Source organism: Plastoroseomonas hellenica (assembly GCF_018129085.1).
Lineage (GTDB): Bacteria > Pseudomonadota > Alphaproteobacteria > Acetobacterales > Acetobacteraceae > Plastoroseomonas > Plastoroseomonas hellenica.
Window position 1 is genome coordinate 87084 of sequence record NZ_JAAGBB010000014.1, and the last position, 18126, is coordinate 105209.

An 18126-nucleotide genomic window follows, 5' to 3' on the forward strand; every position below is an offset into this window, starting at 1 on the left:
CTTGATCAGTTCACATAGGTCAGGCGGGGCAGCCAGAGCGCCATGCCTGGGAAGGCGATCAGCAGCGCGGTCATCGCGACCATGGCGAGGAAGAAGGGTGCCGTGCCGGCGAAGACCTGGCCGATATGGCCTTCCCGCCGCACCGCCTGGATGACGTAGAGCGTCATGCCAACCGGGGGCGACAGCAGGGAGATCTCCCCCATCAGCACGATGAAGACGCCGAACCAGACGGGATCGATGCCGGCGGCGGTGACCACGGGGAAGACCACGGGCACGGTGCCGACCAGCATGGGGAGCGTCTCGAAGAAGACACCGAGCAGCAGGTAGAAGAGTGTGAGCGCGAGGATGAGCTGCAGGGGCGAGGCATCCATGCTGGCGACGAAAGCGCCGAGCGCCGGCGTCACGCCGAGCAGCCCCATGACGAAGTTCAGGTAAAAGGCGGCGGCGAGGATCAGCATGCTCATCGCCGTCAGGCTGGCAGTCGCGAGGAAGCATTCGTGCAGCATGCGGATGGTGAGCCGGCCGTAGAGGGCCGCGATCGGCAGCGCCGCCACCACCGCGAGTGCGGCGCTTTCGGTCACCGTCGCCCAGCCGGTGTAGATCGAGCCCATGATGATCACGAAGATCACCAGCGGCGGCAACAGATGCACGGCGCGGGCCAGGCGGACGCGCAGCGGATCGCTGAGCGGTTCCTGCCGCACCAGCCCGGGGCGTGCCCAGGCGATCAGCACGATGGTGGCCATGAAAAGCACGGTCATGACGGCACCCGGCACCACCGCGGCGGCGTAGAGCTGGCCGATCGAGGTGTTGGTCATGGCGCCGTAGACGATGAGCGCGATCCCGGGCGGGATGAGATTGCCGAGCGAGGCGCCGGCGGCGATGGAGCCGAGCACCAGCCGCTCGTCATAGGCGCGCTGCCGGAAGGAGGGGAGTGCCACCGTCGCGACCGTGGCCGCGGTCGCGACCGAGGAGCCGGAGACCGCGGAGAAGATCGCGGACGCGCCGACATTGGTATGCAGCAGCCCACCCGGCAACGGGTTCAGCCAATCCGCCAGGCTGCGGTAGAGGCGGTCGGTGCTGCCGCTGCGGACCAGGATCTCGCCCAGCAGGATGCAGAGCGGGATCGACAGCAGGACGTAATCCTCCATCGAGGCCCAGAGCTGGGTGCCGAGCGCCTCGACCAGCGCCGGGCTGAGATAGAGGCTGGCGCCGAGCACGGCGACCAGCAGCATCGCGATCGCGACATGCAGGCCGAGGAAGAGCAGCAGCACCATCAGTCCGAAGCCGAGGGCTGCTTCCGTCACGCCGATCATTCCGCCGGCTCCGCTTCCGGCGCCGTACGCGCGAGGATGGCGCTGGCTTCGGCGGCCACTTCCTCATCCAGGGTCATCGGGCCGTAGAGGAGGTTGAGGCGGCGCCAGTCGGTCAACAGCAGCCAGAGCGCGTGGCCAGCGAAGGCTCCCGCCGCCATGGCGAAGACGACGAGGCCGGCGAGCCAGGCGGATTGCGGGATCCAGAGCGCGGTCTGCAGCGGCGAATTGGCATGGGCCTGGAATTCGATGCTTTCCTCCAGCACGTGCCAGCCGCGCCAAGCGGCGTAGATCGCGCAGGCGGCAAGCAACAGGAAGGCGGCGGCGTTCAGCACCGCGCGTACCGGGGCTGGCATGCGGCCCAGCAGGAAATCGACGCGCGCATGTGACTTGGCGACCAGCGCCCAGGTGAAGGCCAGCGTCGAGAATATGGCGAGGGTATAGCCGCCGATCTCGTCGACGCCCTGCAATGACACGCCGAGCAGCTTGCGGCCCAGGATCTCCGCACAGGTGAGGAAGGCCAGCGCCATCAGCCACCAGCCGCCCAGGATCGCGAGCCAGCGCGCCGGCGCCTCCAGCACGCGGGCGACGGGGTTCTGCGCCGTCACAGCGCCGCCATCCGCCGCAGGCCGACCAGGCGGTCACAGAGGAAGAGCACCAGCACGGTCAGCAGGATCAGCAGGGTGGAGACGGCGGCGAGCGTCGGGTCCGGGCTGATCTCCAGGTAATTCAGGAGCTGGATCGGCAGCGTCTTGGTGCGGACATCGACCAGGAACATCGAGACCGGATAGTTGTCGAAGCTTGCGATAAAGGCGAAGAGCGCACCGGAGATGAAGCCCGGCAGAATGTTCGGCACCAGCACGCGCAGCAGCGCCCGTGCGTAGGAACAGCCGAGGGTGCGCGCCGCGTCCACCATCGCGAAGTCGAACAACGCCAGGCTGGCGAGCACGGTGCGCATCACGAAGGGCATGGTGATGACGACATGCGCCAGCAGCAGCGACCACCAGGCATCGCGCAGCCCGACCTCCCGCAGCGCCTGCAGCAGGGCGATGCCGAGCACCAGGCCGGGCAGCATGAGCGGTGAGACCATGAAAGCAGTGATCGCCGCCGACCCGGGCACCTGCCCCTTCACCAGCGCGATGGCGGCGAGCGTGCCGAGCAGCAACGCGATGCCGGTGGACAGTGCCGCGATCTGCGCCGAGAGCGCCAGCGCACCGAGCAGCCCGTCCACGTTGCGGATCTTCGCGTACCATTGCAGGGAAAAGCCTTCGGGTGGAAAGGCGAAGATCGGGGCTTCGGTGAAGCTCACGGGAATGACGACGACGATCGGCAGCAGCAGGAAGGCGATGGTGAGGAGGAGGGCGAAGCTGCTGACCCAGCGTGCGGCGCGATCCAATGGCCTCAGCTCCCCCGCGGCGTGGCGAGGCGCTTCTGCAGCCAGGCGGCGCCCACGACGACGGTGATCGCGACCGCCAGCAGCACCGTCGCCATGGCGGCGCCGAGTTGCCAGTCGCGCAGGTTCAGGAAGGCCTTGGCCATGACCATCGACATGGTCATGAAGCGGTCCCCCATCAGCAGCGACGGCGTGACGTACGCCGAAACCGCGAGCGAGAAGGTGATGGAGACGCCGGCGACCACGCCGGGCAGCGACAGCGGCAGGGTGACCCGCGTGAAGCGGAACCAGGGCGAGGCGCCGAGCGTCGCGGCGGCATCCGGCAGCCGCGTGTCCATCATGCGCACCACCGAGAAGATCGGCAGCACCATAAAGGGCAAGAAGACGTTGATCATCCCGGCATAAAGCGCGCCTTCGGTGAAGATCATGCGCACGGGCCGCTCGATCAGGCCGAGATTCTCCATCGCCCAGTTCAGAATGCCGTCGCGGCGCAGCACGATGCCCCAGCCGAAGCTCTTCACGATGATCGAGACGGTGAGCGGCAGGAAGATCAGGGCGAAGAGCACCACCTGCGCGTAACCGCGCGCCCGGGCCAGCGCGAAGGCCGCGGGATAGCCGAGCAGCAGCGCACCGCCGGTGGTGATGAGGCCGAGCTGCAGGGATTGCAGCATCACCTGCAGGTAATAGGCGTCGCCCAGAACCCGCGCATAGCCGTTGAGCGAGAAGCCGCCCGGCCCCCGGATCGAGGACCAGAGCAGCAGCAGCAGCGGCAGCAGGAAGACGACGCCCAGGAAGGCGAGCGCCGGCAGCACCAGCAGGGTCAAGCCGTCCGGGCGGCGCGGCGGTGCCGTCAGCGCCGTGGCGCTCATGGCGCGGGAAAGACCATGGCATCGGCCACGCGGAAGCTGAGCGGCACGGATGCGCCGGGCGCGATGCCATCCGGCAGGCGCGGCAGCTCGACGACGCCGCGGTCAGGTTCCACCAGGTCGAGATGAAGCTGGGTGCGGCTGCCAAGGAAGGAGATCTCGGCGACCCGGGCGGTGATGTGGTTGGCAGCCCCGTCCTGCGCCGAGCCGAGCGTCACCGCCTCAGGCCGCACGGCAACGATGACGGGGGAGCCGCGGAGGAAGCTGCCGGGCGCCCAGATGCGGCCGAGCGCGGTGTCGATGGCGATCTCGTTGGAGGCCGTTTCCACGACCCGGCCGGAGAGCCGCGTCGACTGCCCGACGAAATCCAGCACATAGAGGCTGGAGGGGCGGCCATAGAGCGCCGCGGGATCGGCGAGCTGCTCGATGCGCCCGGCATTCATGACCGCGATGCGGTCGGAGACGACCAGCGCTTCCTCCTGGTCATGGGTCACGAAGATCGCGGTGATGCCGACCTCGCGCAGGAGCTGCTTGAGCTCGACCTGCATGGTCTCCCGCAGCTTGCGGTCGAGCGCACTGAAGGGTTCGTCCAGTAGCAGCAGGGAGGGCCGCACCACCAAGGCGCGCGCCACAGCCACGCGCTGCTGCTGACCGCCGGAGAGTGCGGTGATCGCCTTATCGGCATGCGCTTCCATCCGCACCAGGCGCAGCGCCTCCGCGATGCGGGGTGCGGCTTCGCGCTTCGCGACGCCCTGTGCGCGCAGGCCGAAGCCGATATTCTCGGCGACCGTCAGATGCGGGAACAGCGCGTAGTTCTGGAACACCACGCCGACATTGCGCCGATGCGCGGGCAGCGTGGTGATGTCCGCCCCGCCCACCAGGATGCGCCCGGCATCCGGCCGCAGCAGGCCGGCGACACAGCGAAGCAGCGTCGTCTTGCCGCAGCCCGAAGGGCCGAGAAGCGAGACGAACTCACCCTTGGCGACCGCGATGCTGAGGTCGTCCAGCACCAGCGCCGCGCCGAAGCGCTTGGTCGCGCCGGAGACCGCGAGGTGGCCCGCCGCCCCGACACCGACGCTGACACCGCCATCCCTCACCGCGCGGCGATCTCACGCTCGAAGCGCTCGATCCAGCCATTGCGGTGATCGGCGAAATACTCCCAATCGAGCACCACGAGATCCGGCAGGCTGAGCTCCGCCGGCATGGTGGTCTTGGTGTTGGTCGGCTTGCTGAAGAAGGTGCGGGCGACCAGGGCCTGGGTCTCGGGGTTCAACAGCTCGTCGATGAACTTCATGCCGAGCTCGGCGTTCGGGCCATCACGGACCAGGGCTACGCCGGCCGGCATCGCGACCGTGCCTTCCCGCGGATAGGCGAGGTCGACCGGCGCGCGCTGGCTCTTGCGGAACAGCGTGGTGCGGCTGTCGGGGGAGAGGTAGAGATCGACCTCCCCGCTTTCATGGAGCTGCTGCGCCTGGGGCGGGTTGGTGGTGATCTGCAGGATGTTCGGCCGCAATTCCCGCAATTTGGCGAAGCCTTCATCGGCCAGGCGCAGGCATTCGCTGAGCGGCTTGCCGGTGGCGAGCTGGGTCGCCGCCAGCAGCGGCACCACCGCCTGGGTGATGCGCATGGAGATCAGGATGACCTTGTCGCGGTACTTGCGGTCCCAGACCTCGGCGTAGCTGGTCGGCGCTGGCCGGACGCTGCGCGTGTTGTAGGAGATGGAGGCGGCGGGGAAGCACCAGTTCACCCACATGGAATCGCGCGGCTTCGCATCCGCCTGCACATCCGCGAGGTTCGGGATCGCGGCACCCTTCAAGGTGGTGATGAGATTCTCGCGTTCCGCGAGGATGAGGACGGGGTCGTCCATCATCGTCACCGTCATCGTCGGCCGCGCCCGGTTGCTGCGCATTTTCTCGAGGTTGATCAAGCTGTTCGTGCCCTCGAACAGGATCTTGAAGCCATGCTTGCGCTCGATCGCCGGGAACAGGATGTCGGTGAGGCCCGGAGAAGCGGGGCCACCCACGAAGATCTCGGGCGTCTGGGCGCGCAGGATGGCCGGGGCGGCGAGCAGGCCGGCGGCGCCTTGCAGCAAGGCGCGGCGTGGCAGGCTGATGCGCATGACGGAACTCCCTGGCGGTCGCCCCCAGGGTCAGCAAGCCGCGTGCCGCGGATTGCGCTTCGATGACATCAAGGACAGACGCATCACCTGCCACGGGCCTGGGCAGAGGCTGCCCAGCCGCGGAGCAGCAGCGCTACAGAGTTATCCGCAGCTTCCCGGCGCTGCGCCCATTGCTGTCGCGGATGGGGTCCTCCACCGCTTCGATCAGCGCCGGCGCCGCGTCGCGCGCGAGCAGGCCGAGCTCCGCCAGCACCGCGACCAGCACCGCCATCTTCGCCCGCGATCCGCCATCGGCCATCTTGATCGCGATGCCGATGCCGCGCTCCGGCACGAAAGCCAGGTTGAAACCCTCCGCACCGCTCTTCAGCAGCACCCGGCCTTCTGTCGCACGGATGATCCGGCTGGTCGGCTGGTCCTGGCCGGAGAGATGGTCGGGATGGGCACGGATGGCGGCCTGGATGCGGCGGATCGCGGCGCGGCGCGTCTCGCTGGCGACGGCGGCCGCGGCGAAGCGGGCGGCGGCGCGCGCCATGTCCACGACCGGGAGGGCGAGCGCCGGCAGGCCGCAGCCATCGGTGCCGCGCGGCAGCGCCGCGGCGTCGCGGCCCACAAGCTCCGAGAAGGCTTCGAGGAACAGGCGCTGCGCCGGATGCGCCGGATCGTCATAGCCAGCCGCCGGCGCACCGATACGGCGTGCGAGGGTCAGGAAGCCGCAATGCTTGCCGGAGCAGTTGTGGAACACGCGGGAGCGGCCGCCGCCGGCCAGCAGCACGGCGCCGAGATCGGCTTCCCCGCGCGGCAGGTCGGGCCCGCAGACCAGGGCGGTCTCCGGCAGATCGAGCCGCGCCAGCCAGTCCCGCACCATCGCGGCCTGGAACCCCTCCGCCCGGTGGGATGCGCAGGCAAGGGCGATATGCGCCTCGGTCAGGCCGAGCGCGTCGATGGCGCCGCTCTCGACCAGGGCGATCGCCTGGAAGGGCTTCAGGGAGGAGCGCGGGAAGGTGACGAAGTCCGGATCGCCCCGGCGCAGCAGCAGCGCGCCGGAGGCGTCGGCCACCGCGACCACCCCCTGATGGAGGCTTTCGAGGCAGGGTCCGCGGTGGATTTCAGCAAGCGGGACGAAGGGCTTCGACATGCGCCCGAGAGTGCGGGGCCGCCCGCATGCTGTCGAGACCCTGCCGCATCCGCCGCCATGGCGCGCAAAAAAGAGTCAGGCGCCGCGTCCCGGCTGCCCTGATTTTAATCTCTTTGCCCACGATCCGCTCAATCTCTGCGATGCGGTGCAGCCGCGCAATGGATTCGCAGGGGGGTGCCGCTGGCATGGATATCGCAACGCCGCGAGCAACCACCGACGACGCGCCGGGCCGGCATGGCCTGGCGCGCCGAATACCCTGGAAGCCCAAGGAGATCGCACGCATGACCAAGCCGCTTGTCCCCTTCTCGCGCCGCGCCCTGATGGCCGGCCTTGGCGGCGCGCTGGCGATGCCCGCCATCCGCCCCGCCTTCGGCCAGGCCGCGCCGATCAAGGTGGGCGTGCTGCACTCCCTCTCCGGCACCATGGCGATCAGCGAGACGGCGCTGCGCGACACCGTGCTGATGATGGTCGAGTGGATCAACGGCCGTGGCGGCCTCCTCGGCCGGCGGGTCGAGGCGGCGGTCGTCGACCCCGCCTCCAATTGGCCGCTGTTTGCCGAGAAGGCGCGCGAGTTGCTGCAGGTCGCGAAGGTCGATGTCACCTTCGGCTGCTGGACCTCGGTCTCCCGCAAATCCGTGCTGCCGGTCTTCGAGGAGCTGAACGGGCTGCTCTTCTACCCCGTGCAGTATGAGGGCGAGGAGCAGAGCCGCAGCATCTTCTACACCGGCGCGGCGCCGAACCAGCAGGCGATCCCGGCGGTCGAGTACCTGATGGGCAAGGATGGTGGCGAGGCGAAGCGCATCGCGCTGCTCGGCACCGACTATGTCTATCCGCGCACCACCAATCGCATTCTGCGCGGCTACCTGAACTCCAAGGGCATCACCGATGCCGACATCATGGAGGAATACACCCCCTTCGGCCATTCCGACTGGCAGGGCATCGTCAGTCGGGTGAAGACCTTCGCCGCCCAGGGGAAGAAGACCGCGATCGTCTCCACCATCAACGGTGATGCGAACGTCCCCTTCTACCGCGAGCTCGGCAACCAGGGCATCAAGGCGGAGGATATCCCCTGCGTCGCCTTCTCGGTCGGCGAGGAGGAGCTGGCCGGCATCGACGCGCGGCCGCTGGTCGGCCATCTGGCCGCCTGGAACTACTTCATGTCGGTACAGGCGCCCGCCAACACCGAGTTCAAGAACACCTGGCAGGCCTACATCAAGAACCCGCGCCGCGTGACCAACGACCCGATGGAGGCGACGCTGGTCGGCTTCAAGATGTGGGCGCAAGCGGTGGCGCAGGCGAACAGCACGGCGGTCGATGCGGTGCGTGAGGCGATGTATGGCCAGAAGGTGGATGCCCCCTGCGGCTATTCGCTGGAGATGCACCGCAACCATCATCTGGCCAAGCCGGTGATGATCGGTGAGATCCAGGCGGACGGGCAGTTCAGCATCGTCTCCCGCACGCCGACGACGATCGTGGCCGAGAACTGGTCGCCCTTCATCCCGGAGAATGCGAACCGCCGCCGCGGCTGAGGTTTTTGACGCCTGAACCCGCGGGGCGGCGACGCTCCGCGGGCCGGATGACAGCATGACCCGCGCTCTGTTCCTGATTGTCCTGCTTCTCGCCGCATCGCTGCCGGCGCACGCGCAGGATGCTTTCCTCGATGCCCTCGCCGGCCTCGCCGGCGGCTTCACCCAGCAGGCGGAAGCCGCGGAACGCCTCGGCGCCGGCGGTGATCCCCGCGCCTTGCCGGTGCTCCGCGCGCTTGCCGACGGGCGGCTGCTGAAGCGGCCCGACAACACCCTGCTGATCCGCGCCGATGCCGGCGTGACCGAGGCCGCCACCGGCGCCGCGGCCGACGCGGCGGGGGCCGAGCCGGTGCGCATCAACAATCGCGTGCGCGTGGCGCTGCGCGGCGCGATCGGGCGCCTGGCCCTGGTCTCACCCGATGCGGCGGAGCGGGCAGCGGCGGCGGAGGCCGTGTACCGCACCCGCAGCGCCGAGAACATTCCCCTGCTCGAAGCGGCACTGGCGCGGGAAAGCGTGCCGCGCATCCGCGACCAGATGGCGCTGGCGCTGGCCGCATCGCGCCTGGTCGCGGCCGATGCCACCGTGCAGCGCCAGGGCATCGCGGCGCTGGCCGGCGCCGGCACCGAAGGCGCGCGCGCGCTGCTGCTGGAGGCCCGCAACGCGACGCCGGCGCTTGGCCCCGAGATCGACGCGGCGCTCGTCAGCCTCGACCGCGTCATCGCGGTGAAGCGCGCGGCGGAGACGCTGTATCAAGGGCTCTCGCTCGGCTCCGTGCTGCTGCTGGCCGCCCTCGGCCTCGCCGTGACCTTCGGCGTCATGGGCGTGATCAACATGGCGCATGGCGAGTTCGTCATGCTCGGCGCTTACGCCACCGTGGTGGTGCAGGATGCCTGCCGCGGCATTCCCTGGCTGGAGCCCTGGTCACTGCCGCTGGCGGTGCCGGCGGCTTTCCTGGTCGCCGGCCTCGCCGGCGCCATGCTGGAACGCGGGCTGATCCGGCACCTCTATGGCCGGCCGCTGGAGACGCTGCTGATGACCTTCGGCGTCGGCATGATCCTGCAGCAGGCGGTGCGCCTCGCCTTCGGCGCGCAGAACCGGGAGGTGATCAGCCCGGCCTGGATGATGGGCACGCTGGAACTGCCCGGCGGGCTGATGGTGACGCAGAACCGGCTCTGGGTGATCGTCTTCTCGCTGGTGGTGCTGGGGCTGACCATCGCCGCCATCCGCTTCACCCGCTTCGGGCTGGAGATGCGGGCGGTGACGCAGAACCGCCGGATCGCCGCGACCATGGGCATCCGCACCGGGCGGGTCGATGCACTGACCTTTGCTTTCGGCTCCGGCATCGCCGGCATGGCGGGCGTGGCGCTCAGCCAGATCGACAACGTCTCGCCCAATCTCGGCACCGGCTACATCATCGACAGCTTCATGGTGGTGGTGTTCGGCGGCGTCGGATCGCTTGCCGGCACACTGGTCGGCGCGCTGTCGCTCGGCGTCGTGAACAAGCTGCTGGAACCCTATGCCGGCGCGGTGCTGGCCAAGGTCGCGGTGCTGGTCGGGCTGATGCTGTTCATCCAGCGCAAGCCGCGCGGGCTCTTCCCGCAGAAGGGCAGGGCTGCGGGATGAGCGCCACCATCGCTACGCCGACGCCGTCCCGCCTGCGCCTCGGGCTCCGCGCCGCGACCATCGCGGTGATCCTGCTGCTGGCACTGATGCCGGTGCTGAACCGACTGCCGGCCGACCACGCGCTGCACATTTCCGACTTCGTGGTCAGTATCACCGGCAAATGGATTTGCTACGCGATCCTGGCGCTCGCGATCGATCTCGCCTGGGGCTATGCGGGGCTGCTCAGCCTCGGGCATGGCGCTTTCTTCGCGCTCGGCGGCTATGCGATCGGCATGCACCTGATGCGGCTGATCGGGCCGCGCGGCGTCTATGGCCATCCGGTGCTGCCGGATTTCATGGTCTTCCTCGGCTACACCGATCTGCCGATCTTCTGGTGGGGATTCCAATCCTTCCCCTATGCACTGTTCATGGCGCTCTTCGTGCCTGGCGTGCTGGCCGGCGTGGTCGGCTTCCTGGCCTTCCGCAGCCGCATCACCGGGGTCTATTTCTCGATCATCACCCAGGCGATGACCTATGCGCTGATGCTCGCCTTCTTCCGCAACGACATGGGCTTCGGCGGCAATAACGGCTTCACCGATTTCAAGGAGCTGCTGGGCATGCCGTTGAACGCCGGCGGCACCCGGGCAGCGCTGTTCTACGCCTCCCTCGCGACCCTGGTCGGCACCTATTTCCTCTGCGCCTGGATCACCCGCTCCAAGCTCGGACGGGTGCTGATCGCGGTGCGCGATGCCGAAAGCCGGGTGCGCTTCCTGGGATACTCGGTGACGCAAGCAAAACTCTTCGTCTTCGTGTTGTCGGCGATGATCTCGGGCCTCGCGGGGGCGCTCTATGTGCCGCAGGTCGGCATCATCAATCCCGGTGAGTTCAGCCCAGGCAATTCGATCGAGGCAGTGATCTGGGTTGCGGTCGGCGGCCGCGGCACGCTGATCGGCGCGGCGCTCGGCGCCTTCTCGGTGAACGCGATGAAGACCTGGCTGACGACGATCGCGCCCGACCTCTGGCTGTTTGCCCTCGGCGGGCTCTTCGTCGCGGTGACGCTGCTGCTGCCGAAGGGGCTGCTCGGGCTGCTGCGGGGGCGCCGGTCATGAGCACCAAGGGCCGGCTCTATCTCGACGGCGTCTCGGTGGTCTTCGACGGCTTCCGGGCGCTCAACAACCTCTCGCTGGTGGTTGAGCCCGGAGAGATGCGCGCGGTGATCGGCCCGAACGGCGCCGGCAAGACCACGATGATGGATGTCATCACCGGCAAGACCCGTCCGACCAGCGGCACGGTGCGCTTCGGCGATCATGACCTGACGCGGATGGATGAGGCCGACATCGCCAATCTCGGCATCGGCCGCAAGTTCCAGAAGCCAACCGTCTTCGATGCGCTGACCGTCTTCGAGAATCTGGAGCTCGCGCTCAAGGCGCCGCGCGGCCCCTTTGCCTGCCTGCGCTGGATCCTGACCGGGGAGGCCAAGGCCCGCATCGACCAGGTGATGGAGGAAACCGGCCTCACCGCCCGCGCCGGTGACCTGGCCGCGATCCTGTCCCATGGCCAGCGGCAATGGCTGGAGATCGGCATGCTGCTGATGCAGGACCCGCAACTGCTGCTGGTGGACGAGCCGGTCGCCGGCATGACCGACCAGGAGACCGAACATACTGCCGCCCTGCTGCGCCGCATCGCCGGCGAGCGCAGCGTCGTCGTGGTCGAGCACGACCTGGAATTCGTCCGTGCGCTCGGTCGCAAGGTGACGGTGCTGCATGAGGGCACGATGCTGAGTGAGGGCCCGATCGACCAGGTGCAGAACGACCCGCGCGTCATCGAAGTCTATCTGGGACGCTGAAATATGCTGCAGGTCGAAGGCCTCGAACTCTCTTACGGCGCCAGCCTCTGCCTGCGCGGCGTCGACCTAATGGCGGAGCCCGGCCGCATCACCTGCGTGCTGGGGCGCAACGGCGTCGGCAAATCCTCGCTCATGCGGTCGATCGTCGGGCTGGAGCGGGCACAGAAGGGTCGAATCACCTGGGAAGGGCGCGACATCATCGCGGTGCCGCCGGCCGAGCGCGCCCGCGCCGGCATCGGCTATGTGCCGCAAGGGCGGGAGATCTTCCCCTTTCTGACCGTGCAGGAGAATCTGCAGACGGCGCTGGCCGCGGCGCCGCGCGGCGCCATCGTGCCGGCCGAGATCTTCGACCTGTTCCCGATCCTGCGCCAGTTCCTGCGCCGGCGCGGCGGCGACCTCTCCGGTGGGCAGCAGCAGCAGCTCGCGATCGCGCGGGCGCTCACGGCACAGCCGCGGCTGCTGATCCTCGACGAGCCGACCGAGGGCATTCAACCCAACGTCATCAAGGATATCGCCCGGGTCATCGCCTATCTGGCCAGGGATCGCGGCATGGCGGTGGTGCTGGTGGAACAGTATTTCGAGTTCGCCCGCGACCTCGCGGATTTCATCGCCGTTATGGTGCGGGGCGAGATGGCGCTCGCCGGACCGGCCAAGGATCTGGACGAGGAGGCGGTGCGGAAGCTGCTGACGGTGTAATGTCGCGTTACTCTGCCCGATAGGCCAGCCGCAGCCCACCCCAATGGCGGCCGCGCACCGTGATCGGCGCCGAACAATCCTTCATTAGCGCGAAGACCCCACCACCCATGTCGCGGCGATAGGCCTGCAGCAGGAAGGGCCGCGTGCTCTCTGCCGCCGCCAGCCCGACGCGGTCGGCGAAGATGCGGCGGTTGCGCGCATTCGCCGTGTTCCAGGCGGTCTCGCCCGGCCGCTGCCGCTGACTGAATTTCGTGTTGTGCGTCGGCAGGTAACCATTGCGGTCCACCGCCGCGGCAAAGACCACGCGCGGATCGAGCGCCAGCAGTGGCTCCTGGATGGCGGGCAGCAGCCGGTCCGTCAGCGCCGTGCAGGGTGCCATCATCTGCTGCGGATCGGTCCCTGGAATCGGCCGATAGGTCGCATCGAACAGCGCCGCCTCGCTGATCTCGCCAGCCGCGATCGCCGCCTCGAGGGCCGCGCCGATCTCCGCCGCCGCGGTCTTCGCCGCGGTAATGAAGGGCGTGTCGGGTGTCTCGATGCCGGATTCGGCCAAGCCTTCCATCGCCTTCTCGCCCAGGGCGCGCAGCCGTTCGCAGCGCTCCGCGGCGCGCGCCAGCGCGCTCGCCGCCTCACCCGTCTCGACGCCATCGGCTTCGCAAGTCGCGCCCATGGCCGCGACCGCCTCACCGGTCCGACGCGCATCAGCGGCGATGCGCGCAATGTCGCCGGCCGCCTCCGCGCAGCGCCCCGACAGCGCGTCCGCGCCGCTGCGGATACGCTCGCCCGCAGCGCTGGCGGCTTCCGCCTCGCGCAGGTTGCCGGCCGCCGCCTTCGCGAGATCCGCCGCCACCTCGCGCAGCAGCACCACTGTCTGCGCGATACGCGCGGCGGCATTGCGGGCGCCTTCCGCCAGCGCCTTGACCTCGCCGGCCACCACGGCGAAGCCCTTGCCAGCCTCGCCGGCGCGCGCCGCCTCGATGGTGGCGTTCAGCGCCAGGAGGTTGGTCTGCCGGGCGATGCCATCAATGGACTGTGCCACCGCGGAGACATCGACCAGGCTGCGATCAAGCTCCTCGCAGCGCTGCCGCTGCCCGGACGCCGCCGCCACGACACGCCCGGCGGCGGCAGCGGCAGTGCCGGCGTCCTGCGCCAGCCCATCGCTCGCAGCTCGTGCCTCGATCATCAGCCGGTCCGCGCGCTCACTACCCTCGGCGATGCTGGTGCTGGCCGCCGCGATCGCCGCTGCCTCCCGTGACAGCGACACGGCGCTGCTCGCCCGCCGCGCCATGGCCGCCGTCAGGCTCTCCACGATCGCTGCCACATCCGCGGTTTCCACCGAAACACTGCCAATGCCCTGCGCCGCGGCGGCGAGGGCCGTCGGTGATGGCTCGGACGACATTATTTCCCCGTACTGATCGGTGCGGACAGCATGCGCATGGCGTGGTTAGCAAAGGGCTTATGGAGCCGAACGCTTCGTGAACGCAGGCGCATCGGCCAGCGCAATCTCCGTGCGCTCGGGCTCACTTCAGATGCTCTAGCCCTTTGTTTTGACGAGCAGATTCACGTCTGTGGGCGATTCCGCCCTCCGGCGATCTGCTCTAGGGTGGGCGGCGTCACGGAACGGGGTTGCTCATGTCCTTCGAATTCACCGGCAAGCGCGTCCTGGTCGCCGGCGGCAGCCGCGGCATCGGCCGCGCCATCGCACTCGGTTTCGCGCGGGCGGGCGCCGATGTCGCGATCTGCGCGCGCAGCCAGGGCCCGCTGGACGCAACCTGGGAGGAAATCGCGGCCCTCGGCGTCCGCGCGGCCGCGACCGCCTGCGACCTCGGCGACGGCGAGCAGGTCAATGCCTGGGTCGCGGCGGCGGCGGATGCGCTCGGCGGCATCGATGTGCTGGTCAACAACGCCTCCGGCTTCGGTGGGCCGGATACCGAGGAAGGCTGGGCGGCGGGGCTTTCGGTCGATGTGATGGCGACGGTGCGCGCCAGCCGCGCCGCCGCGCCCTACCTCAAGCTCTCGCGCGGCAGCATCGTCAATGTCAGTTCCATCTCCGGCTACAAGCCCTCGCTCCGCACGCCCGCCTATGCCGCGGTGAAGGCCCTGCTGATCAACTACACCCAGAGCCAGGCGGCGGCCTTCGCCCCCGACGGCGTGCGGGTGAATGCGGTGGCGCCGGGTTCCATCGAATTCCCCGGCGGCTCCTGGGAACAGCGGCGGCTCGCCGGCGAGCCGCTCTATGCCAATACCCTGGCCCGCATCCCCTTCGGCCGCATGGGCGAAGCGGAGGAGGTCGCGGATGTCGCGATGTTCCTTGCCTCCCCCCTCGCACGCTGGGTGACCGGGCAGACCATCGTCGTCGATGGCGGGCAGTTGCTGAGCTAGAGCATGATGCGCTCGCAAGCGCTCACGCATCATGCTCTGGCCCTTTGTTTGATCGCGTGATTCAGACTTTTCGGCGATTCCGCCTCAAATCATCACGCTCAATCCTCGACCGAGGGCCCGCGCAGCTTCTTCACGGCGCCACGCTTGGTCTTGCTGTCCATGCGCCGGCGCTGCGATCCCTTGGTGGGCTTGGTCGGCCGGCGCGGCGGCGGTGGCGGGGTGGCGGCTTCGCGGATCAGGTCCAGCAGGCGTTCCAGCGCATCCTCTCGGTTGCGGTCCTGCGTGCGATGACGCTGGGCGTTGATGACCAGCACGCCTTCCTTGGTCATCCGCCGCCCAGCGAGCGTCGCCAGCCGCGCCTTCACGGCGCCCGATAGGCTCGGCGAGTTGAGCACGTCGAAACGCAGCTCGACCGCCGTCTCCACCTTGTTGACGTTCTGGCCGCCGGGGCCGGAGGCGCGCAGGAAACGCTCCTCGATCTCGCGCGGATCGAGGCTGATGCGGGCGGTGACGCGGATCATGGCGTGGGCAGGATGCCCGCCGGCATCTCGTCCTTCAGCGCGACACCTGTCGCGCCGAGCGCCCGGGCGGCGCCGAGCAGCCAGAGGAGCTTGGCCGCCGCATCGCCGAAGCCGAGGCCGGCCGGGCGGATATTGCTGATGCAGTTGCGTTCCGCATCCGTGCGCCCGCGGCGCGGCGCCCAGGTGATGTAGGCGCCCATGCTGTCCGTGGCGGACAGCCCCGGCCGTTCCCCGATCAGCACCACGACGGCGGCGGCATCGAGCGCCTCCCCCACCGCATCGCCGAGCGCGACGCGCGCCTGTTCCGCCACCACGATCGCGCCGACATCGATCACCGGAACTAGGCGCGCGAGCAGCGCCGGCGCATGGCGCTGCACACCTTCGGCGCAGAGCCCGTCGGCGACCACCAGCACAATACGGCCGGACGCGGCCTCGCCAGCCAGCCGTGTCGCATCCGCCTCCGCGATGCGGCGGCCAAGATCGGGGCGCAGCAGGAACTCGCGCCGGTCACGCGCGAGACTGGCGACGCGCAGCACCGGCACTCCGAGCCCGGCGCATTCGGCTGCGAGCCGATCGCCATCGAAGGCGGACCATACCGCATCCCGTGCCCGGGCATGCGCTTCTTGGAAGTCGAGATGCGCCGCGGTCGGCACGGCATGCCCGGTGCGGCCGAGCCCGACCCGGGCCTGGGTGAAGCGCCGCAAATCCTGCCAGCGGGTCGGGGCCGTCATCCGAGCCCGATCAGCGCCGGCGACAGCGCGGGCGGGATCGCCTCCCCTCGGCCGATGCCCATGCGATCCAGCCAGGCCGCGAATTCCGGGGCCGGCGTCTTGCCCAGCACCGCACGTGCATAGAGCCCGTCATGGAAGGAGGTCGATTGATAGGCCAGCATCACGTCATCCGCCCCCGGCACGCCCATGATGTAGGTGACGCCGGCGACGCCGAGCAGCGTCAGCAAGGTGTCCATGTCGTCCTGGTCGGCTTCGGCATGGTTGGTGTAGCAGATGTCGACGCCCATCGGCAGGCCGAGCAGCTTGCCGCAGAAATGGTCCTCGATCCCCGCGCGGATGATCTGCTTGCCGTCGAAGAGGTATTCCGGGCCGATGAAGCCCACCACCGAATTGACCAGCAGCGGCGAGAATTCCCGCGCCACCGCATAGGCCCGCGCCTCCAGCGTCTGCTGGTCGACGCCGTGATGCGCCTCCGCCGAGAGGGCGCTGCCCTGCCCCGTCTCGAAATACATCACGTCCTGCCCGAGCGTGCCGCGATTCAGCGCCAGCGCCGCCTCCCGTGCTTCCTTGAGCAGCGCGAGCGAGACGCCGAAGCTGCGGTTCGCACCTTCCGTCCCGCCGACCGACTGGAACACCAGATCGACTGGCGCGCCGCGCTCCATCGCCAGCATGGTCGTGGTGACATGGGACAGCACGCAGCTCTGCGTCGGGATCGCGAAGCGGGTGCGCACCATGTCGAGCATCTCAAGTAGCCGCATCACTGCCTCGACATTGTCGGTCGCGGGATTGACGCCGATCACCGCATCCCCGGCGCCGAGCAGCAGCCCATCCAGCACGGAGGCCGCGACGCCGCGGGGATCGTCGGTCGGGTGGTTCGGCTGCAATCGGATCGAGAGCGTGCCCGGCAGCCCGATGGTGTTGCGGAAGCGCGTCGTCACCCGGCATTTCGCGGCAACCGTCACCAGATCGGCGATGCGCATGATCTTGCTGACCGCCGCCACCATCTCCGGCGTCAGGCCAGGTCGCAACGCCGCGAGCGCGGCACTGTCCGCGCCCTCCCCCAGCAGCCAGTCGCGGAAGCCGCCGACGGTCAGATGCGCGACCGGTGCGAAGGCGCCCAAGTCATGGCGATCCTGGATCAGTCGCGTGACCTCATCCGCCTCATAGGGGATCACCGCCTCGGCCAGGAAGGTCTTCAGCGGCAGCTCGGCGAGTGCCCGCTGCGCCGCCACCCGCTCCGCCGCACTCGCCGCCGCGACGCCGGCCAGCGTGTCGCCGGAGCGCGGCGGCGTGGCGCGCGCCAGCAGCGCCGCGAGGTCCCCGAAGCGGTAACGCGTGCCGCCGATGTCGTGCGCGTAGCCCATGCAAGTGAGAATGACGCGGGCCGGCGCGTCTTGCCAGCATCGCCGTACCGGCCGATGCTTCGGCCGCGAAGCGAGGAAACCATGGACCGAGACGCCCCAGAAACGCGTCCGGGCGCGGCCGAAGACTGGCCCGACCGGATCTACGACCTGCTCAAGCTGCACAATATCCGCCAGGTGGCGCTGGTGCCGGATGCCGGGCATTCCCGGTTGATCCGTCGCTGCCTCGCCGACAACACGATGAAGGTCGTGACCCTGACGACCGAGGAAGAGGGCGTCGCCATGCTCGCCGGCGCCTGGCTCGGCGGCGACCGCGGCGTGCTGCTGATGCAGAGCAGCGGCGTCGGCAACTGCATCAACATGCTGTCGCTCTCGCACATCCACCGCACGCCGATGCCGATGATCGTGACCATGCGCGGCGATTTCGGGGAGTTCAACCCGGCCCAAATCTCCATGGGCAACGCGACCCAGGCGGTGCTGGAGGCGATGGGCACGCTGGTGAAGCGCGCCGACACGCCGGAGGATATCGCGCCCACCGTCGATGCGACGATCCGCATGGCCTTCAACACCTTCCGCCCGACCGCGACCCTGATCGGGCAACGCATCATCGGCGCCAAAACTTTTGGGAAGGACTGAC

Annotated in this window: 18 protein-coding genes; 7 read left to right on the forward strand and 11 right to left on the reverse strand. The window is 69.0% G+C overall.

Annotation, left to right across the window (positions count from 1 at the left end):
• Positions 1-5 precede the first annotated feature (5 nt).
• The 7 genes from GXW71_RS13415 to GXW71_RS13445 form a co-directional block, all read right to left on the reverse strand.
• Positions 6-1313, reverse strand: a complete 1308-nt coding sequence (locus tag GXW71_RS13415; RefSeq protein WP_211853025.1) for a TRAP transporter large permease — start codon at positions 1311-1313, stop codon at positions 6-8.
• Positions 1310-1918 (reverse strand): TRAP transporter small permease subunit, encoded by a 609-nt coding sequence (locus GXW71_RS13420; protein ID WP_211853026.1) that lies wholly within the window; start codon positions 1916-1918, stop codon positions 1310-1312. Before GXW71_RS13420 ends, GXW71_RS13415 begins: the two co-directional genes overlap by 4 nt.
• The gene (locus tag GXW71_RS13425; RefSeq protein WP_211853027.1) at positions 1915-2706 is read right to left on the reverse strand and encodes an ABC transporter permease; all 792 of its coding nucleotides are present in this window, start codon (positions 2704-2706) and stop codon (positions 1915-1917) included. The genes GXW71_RS13420 and GXW71_RS13425 overlap by 4 nt, the downstream gene beginning before the upstream one ends.
• A gap of 5 nt (positions 2707-2711) precedes the next feature.
• Positions 2712-3572 (reverse strand): ABC transporter permease, encoded by an 861-nt coding sequence (locus tag GXW71_RS13430; RefSeq protein WP_211853028.1) that lies wholly within the window; start codon positions 3570-3572, stop codon positions 2712-2714.
• Positions 3569-4666, reverse strand: a complete 1098-nt coding sequence (locus GXW71_RS13435; protein WP_211853029.1) for an ABC transporter ATP-binding protein — start codon at positions 4664-4666, stop codon at positions 3569-3571. The genes GXW71_RS13430 and GXW71_RS13435 overlap by 4 nt, the downstream gene beginning before the upstream one ends.
• Positions 4663-5688 carry an extracellular solute-binding protein gene (locus GXW71_RS13440; RefSeq protein WP_211853030.1) on the reverse strand — a complete coding sequence of 342 codons (1026 nt, stop codon included), beginning with the start codon at positions 5686-5688 and terminating at the stop codon, positions 4663-4665. Before GXW71_RS13440 ends, GXW71_RS13435 begins: the two co-directional genes overlap by 4 nt.
• 133 nt (positions 5689-5821) lie before the next feature.
• Entirely contained in the window at positions 5822-6823 is a 1002-nt protein-coding gene (locus GXW71_RS13445; protein ID WP_211853031.1) for an asparaginase, read from the reverse strand.
• Between the two features lie 281 nt (positions 6824-7104).
• Between GXW71_RS13445 and urtA the strand changes: the two genes are divergently transcribed.
• From urtA to urtE, 5 genes are read left to right on the forward strand one after another with little or no spacing between them, the layout of a single operon-like run.
• Positions 7105-8352, forward strand: coding sequence for an urea ABC transporter substrate-binding protein (urtA, locus tag GXW71_RS13450; RefSeq protein WP_211853032.1), 1248 nt, complete (start codon positions 7105-7107; stop codon positions 8350-8352).
• Between the two features lie 55 nt (positions 8353-8407).
• Positions 8408-9973: an urea ABC transporter permease subunit UrtB gene (gene urtB, locus GXW71_RS13455; RefSeq protein ID WP_211853033.1), complete on the forward strand. Its 1566-nt coding sequence runs from the start codon at positions 8408-8410 to the stop codon at positions 9971-9973.
• Complete coding sequence (gene urtC / locus GXW71_RS13460) at positions 9970-11061, forward strand: urea ABC transporter permease subunit UrtC (RefSeq protein WP_211853034.1); 1092 nt, start codon at positions 9970-9972, stop codon at positions 11059-11061. The genes urtB and urtC overlap by 4 nt, the downstream gene beginning before the upstream one ends.
• Positions 11058-11798, forward strand: a complete 741-nt coding sequence (urtD, locus tag GXW71_RS13465) for an urea ABC transporter ATP-binding protein UrtD (RefSeq protein ID WP_211853035.1) — start codon at positions 11058-11060, stop codon at positions 11796-11798. The genes urtC and urtD overlap by 4 nt, the downstream gene beginning before the upstream one ends.
• Positions 11799-11801: 3 nt before the next feature.
• Positions 11802-12494: an urea ABC transporter ATP-binding subunit UrtE gene (gene urtE, locus GXW71_RS13470; protein ID WP_211853036.1), complete on the forward strand. Its 693-nt coding sequence runs from the start codon at positions 11802-11804 to the stop codon at positions 12492-12494.
• Between the two features lie 7 nt (positions 12495-12501).
• Here urtE and GXW71_RS13475 read toward each other — a convergent pair whose 3' ends face one another.
• On the reverse strand, positions 12502-13893 hold the full coding sequence (locus GXW71_RS13475) for a methyl-accepting chemotaxis protein (protein WP_211853037.1): 1392 nt from the start codon (positions 13891-13893) through the stop codon (positions 12502-12504).
• A 233-nt stretch (positions 13894-14126) separates the two neighbouring features.
• On the opposite strand from GXW71_RS13475, the gene GXW71_RS13480 reads away from it, so the two are divergent.
• Positions 14127-14876: an SDR family NAD(P)-dependent oxidoreductase gene (locus GXW71_RS13480; RefSeq protein ID WP_211853038.1), complete on the forward strand. Its 750-nt coding sequence runs from the start codon at positions 14127-14129 to the stop codon at positions 14874-14876.
• 98 nt (positions 14877-14974) lie between these two features.
• On the opposite strand, the gene arfB is transcribed toward GXW71_RS13480, so the two are convergent.
• Genes arfB through GXW71_RS13495 form a run of 3 tightly spaced genes read right to left on the reverse strand, consistent with a single transcriptional unit; the run spans position 14975 to position 17492 of the window.
• Positions 14975-15397 carry an alternative ribosome rescue aminoacyl-tRNA hydrolase ArfB gene (gene arfB, locus GXW71_RS13485; RefSeq protein ID WP_211853039.1) on the reverse strand — a complete coding sequence of 141 codons (423 nt, stop codon included), beginning with the start codon at positions 15395-15397 and terminating at the stop codon, positions 14975-14977.
• Positions 15394-16128, reverse strand: coding sequence for an ethanolamine ammonia-lyase subunit EutC (gene eutC, locus GXW71_RS13490; protein WP_211853040.1), 735 nt, complete (start codon positions 16126-16128; stop codon positions 15394-15396). Before eutC ends, arfB begins: the two co-directional genes overlap by 4 nt.
• Positions 16125-17492: an ethanolamine ammonia-lyase subunit EutB gene (locus GXW71_RS13495; RefSeq protein ID WP_211853041.1), complete on the reverse strand. Its 1368-nt coding sequence runs from the start codon at positions 17490-17492 to the stop codon at positions 16125-16127. Before GXW71_RS13495 ends, eutC begins: the two co-directional genes overlap by 4 nt.
• 81 nt (positions 17493-17573) lie before the next feature.
• Between GXW71_RS13495 and GXW71_RS13500 the strand changes: the two genes are divergently transcribed.
• A complete protein-coding gene (locus GXW71_RS13500; protein WP_211853042.1) occupies positions 17574-18125 on the forward strand; it encodes a thiamine pyrophosphate-binding protein in 552 nt (183 codons plus the stop codon).
• The last annotated feature ends 1 nt before the right edge of the window (position 18126 follow it).

What these genes read in the sequence shown, in the direction of transcription:
- urtA (WP_211853032.1), top strand. Translation starts at nt 7,105, where the DNA reads ATGACCAAGCCGCTTGTCCCCTTCTCGCGCCGCGCCCTGATGGCCGGC.
- GXW71_RS13440 (WP_211853030.1), bottom strand. Translation starts at nt 5,688, where the DNA reads ATGCGCATCAGCCTGCCACGCCGCGCCTTGCTGCAAGGCGCCGCCGGC.
- GXW71_RS13475 (WP_211853037.1), bottom strand. Translation starts at nt 13,893, where the DNA reads ATGTCGTCCGAGCCATCACCGACGGCCCTCGCCGCCGCGGCGCAGGGC.
- urtE (WP_211853036.1), top strand. Translation starts at nt 11,802, where the DNA reads ATGCTGCAGGTCGAAGGCCTCGAACTCTCTTACGGCGCCAGCCTCTGC.
- GXW71_RS13495 (WP_211853041.1), bottom strand. Translation starts at nt 17,492, where the DNA reads ATGGGCTACGCGCACGACATCGGCGGCACGCGTTACCGCTTCGGGGAC.
- GXW71_RS13445 (WP_211853031.1), bottom strand. Translation starts at nt 6,823, where the DNA reads ATGTCGAAGCCCTTCGTCCCGCTTGCTGAAATCCACCGCGGACCCTGC.
- urtB (WP_211853033.1), top strand. Translation starts at nt 8,408, where the DNA reads ATGACCCGCGCTCTGTTCCTGATTGTCCTGCTTCTCGCCGCATCGCTG.
- GXW71_RS13480 (WP_211853038.1), top strand. Translation starts at nt 14,127, where the DNA reads ATGTCCTTCGAATTCACCGGCAAGCGCGTCCTGGTCGCCGGCGGCAGC.
- arfB (WP_211853039.1), bottom strand. Translation starts at nt 15,397, where the DNA reads ATGATCCGCGTCACCGCCCGCATCAGCCTCGATCCGCGCGAGATCGAG.
- GXW71_RS13500 (WP_211853042.1), top strand. Translation starts at nt 17,574, where the DNA reads ATGGACCGAGACGCCCCAGAAACGCGTCCGGGCGCGGCCGAAGACTGG.
- eutC (WP_211853040.1), bottom strand. Translation starts at nt 16,128, where the DNA reads ATGACGGCCCCGACCCGCTGGCAGGATTTGCGGCGCTTCACCCAGGCC.
- GXW71_RS13415 (WP_211853025.1), bottom strand. Translation starts at nt 1,313, where the DNA reads ATGATCGGCGTGACGGAAGCAGCCCTCGGCTTCGGACTGATGGTGCTG.
- GXW71_RS13430 (WP_211853028.1), bottom strand. Translation starts at nt 3,572, where the DNA reads ATGAGCGCCACGGCGCTGACGGCACCGCCGCGCCGCCCGGACGGCTTG.
- urtD (WP_211853035.1), top strand. Translation starts at nt 11,058, where the DNA reads ATGAGCACCAAGGGCCGGCTCTATCTCGACGGCGTCTCGGTGGTCTTC.
- urtC (WP_211853034.1), top strand. Translation starts at nt 9,970, where the DNA reads ATGAGCGCCACCATCGCTACGCCGACGCCGTCCCGCCTGCGCCTCGGG.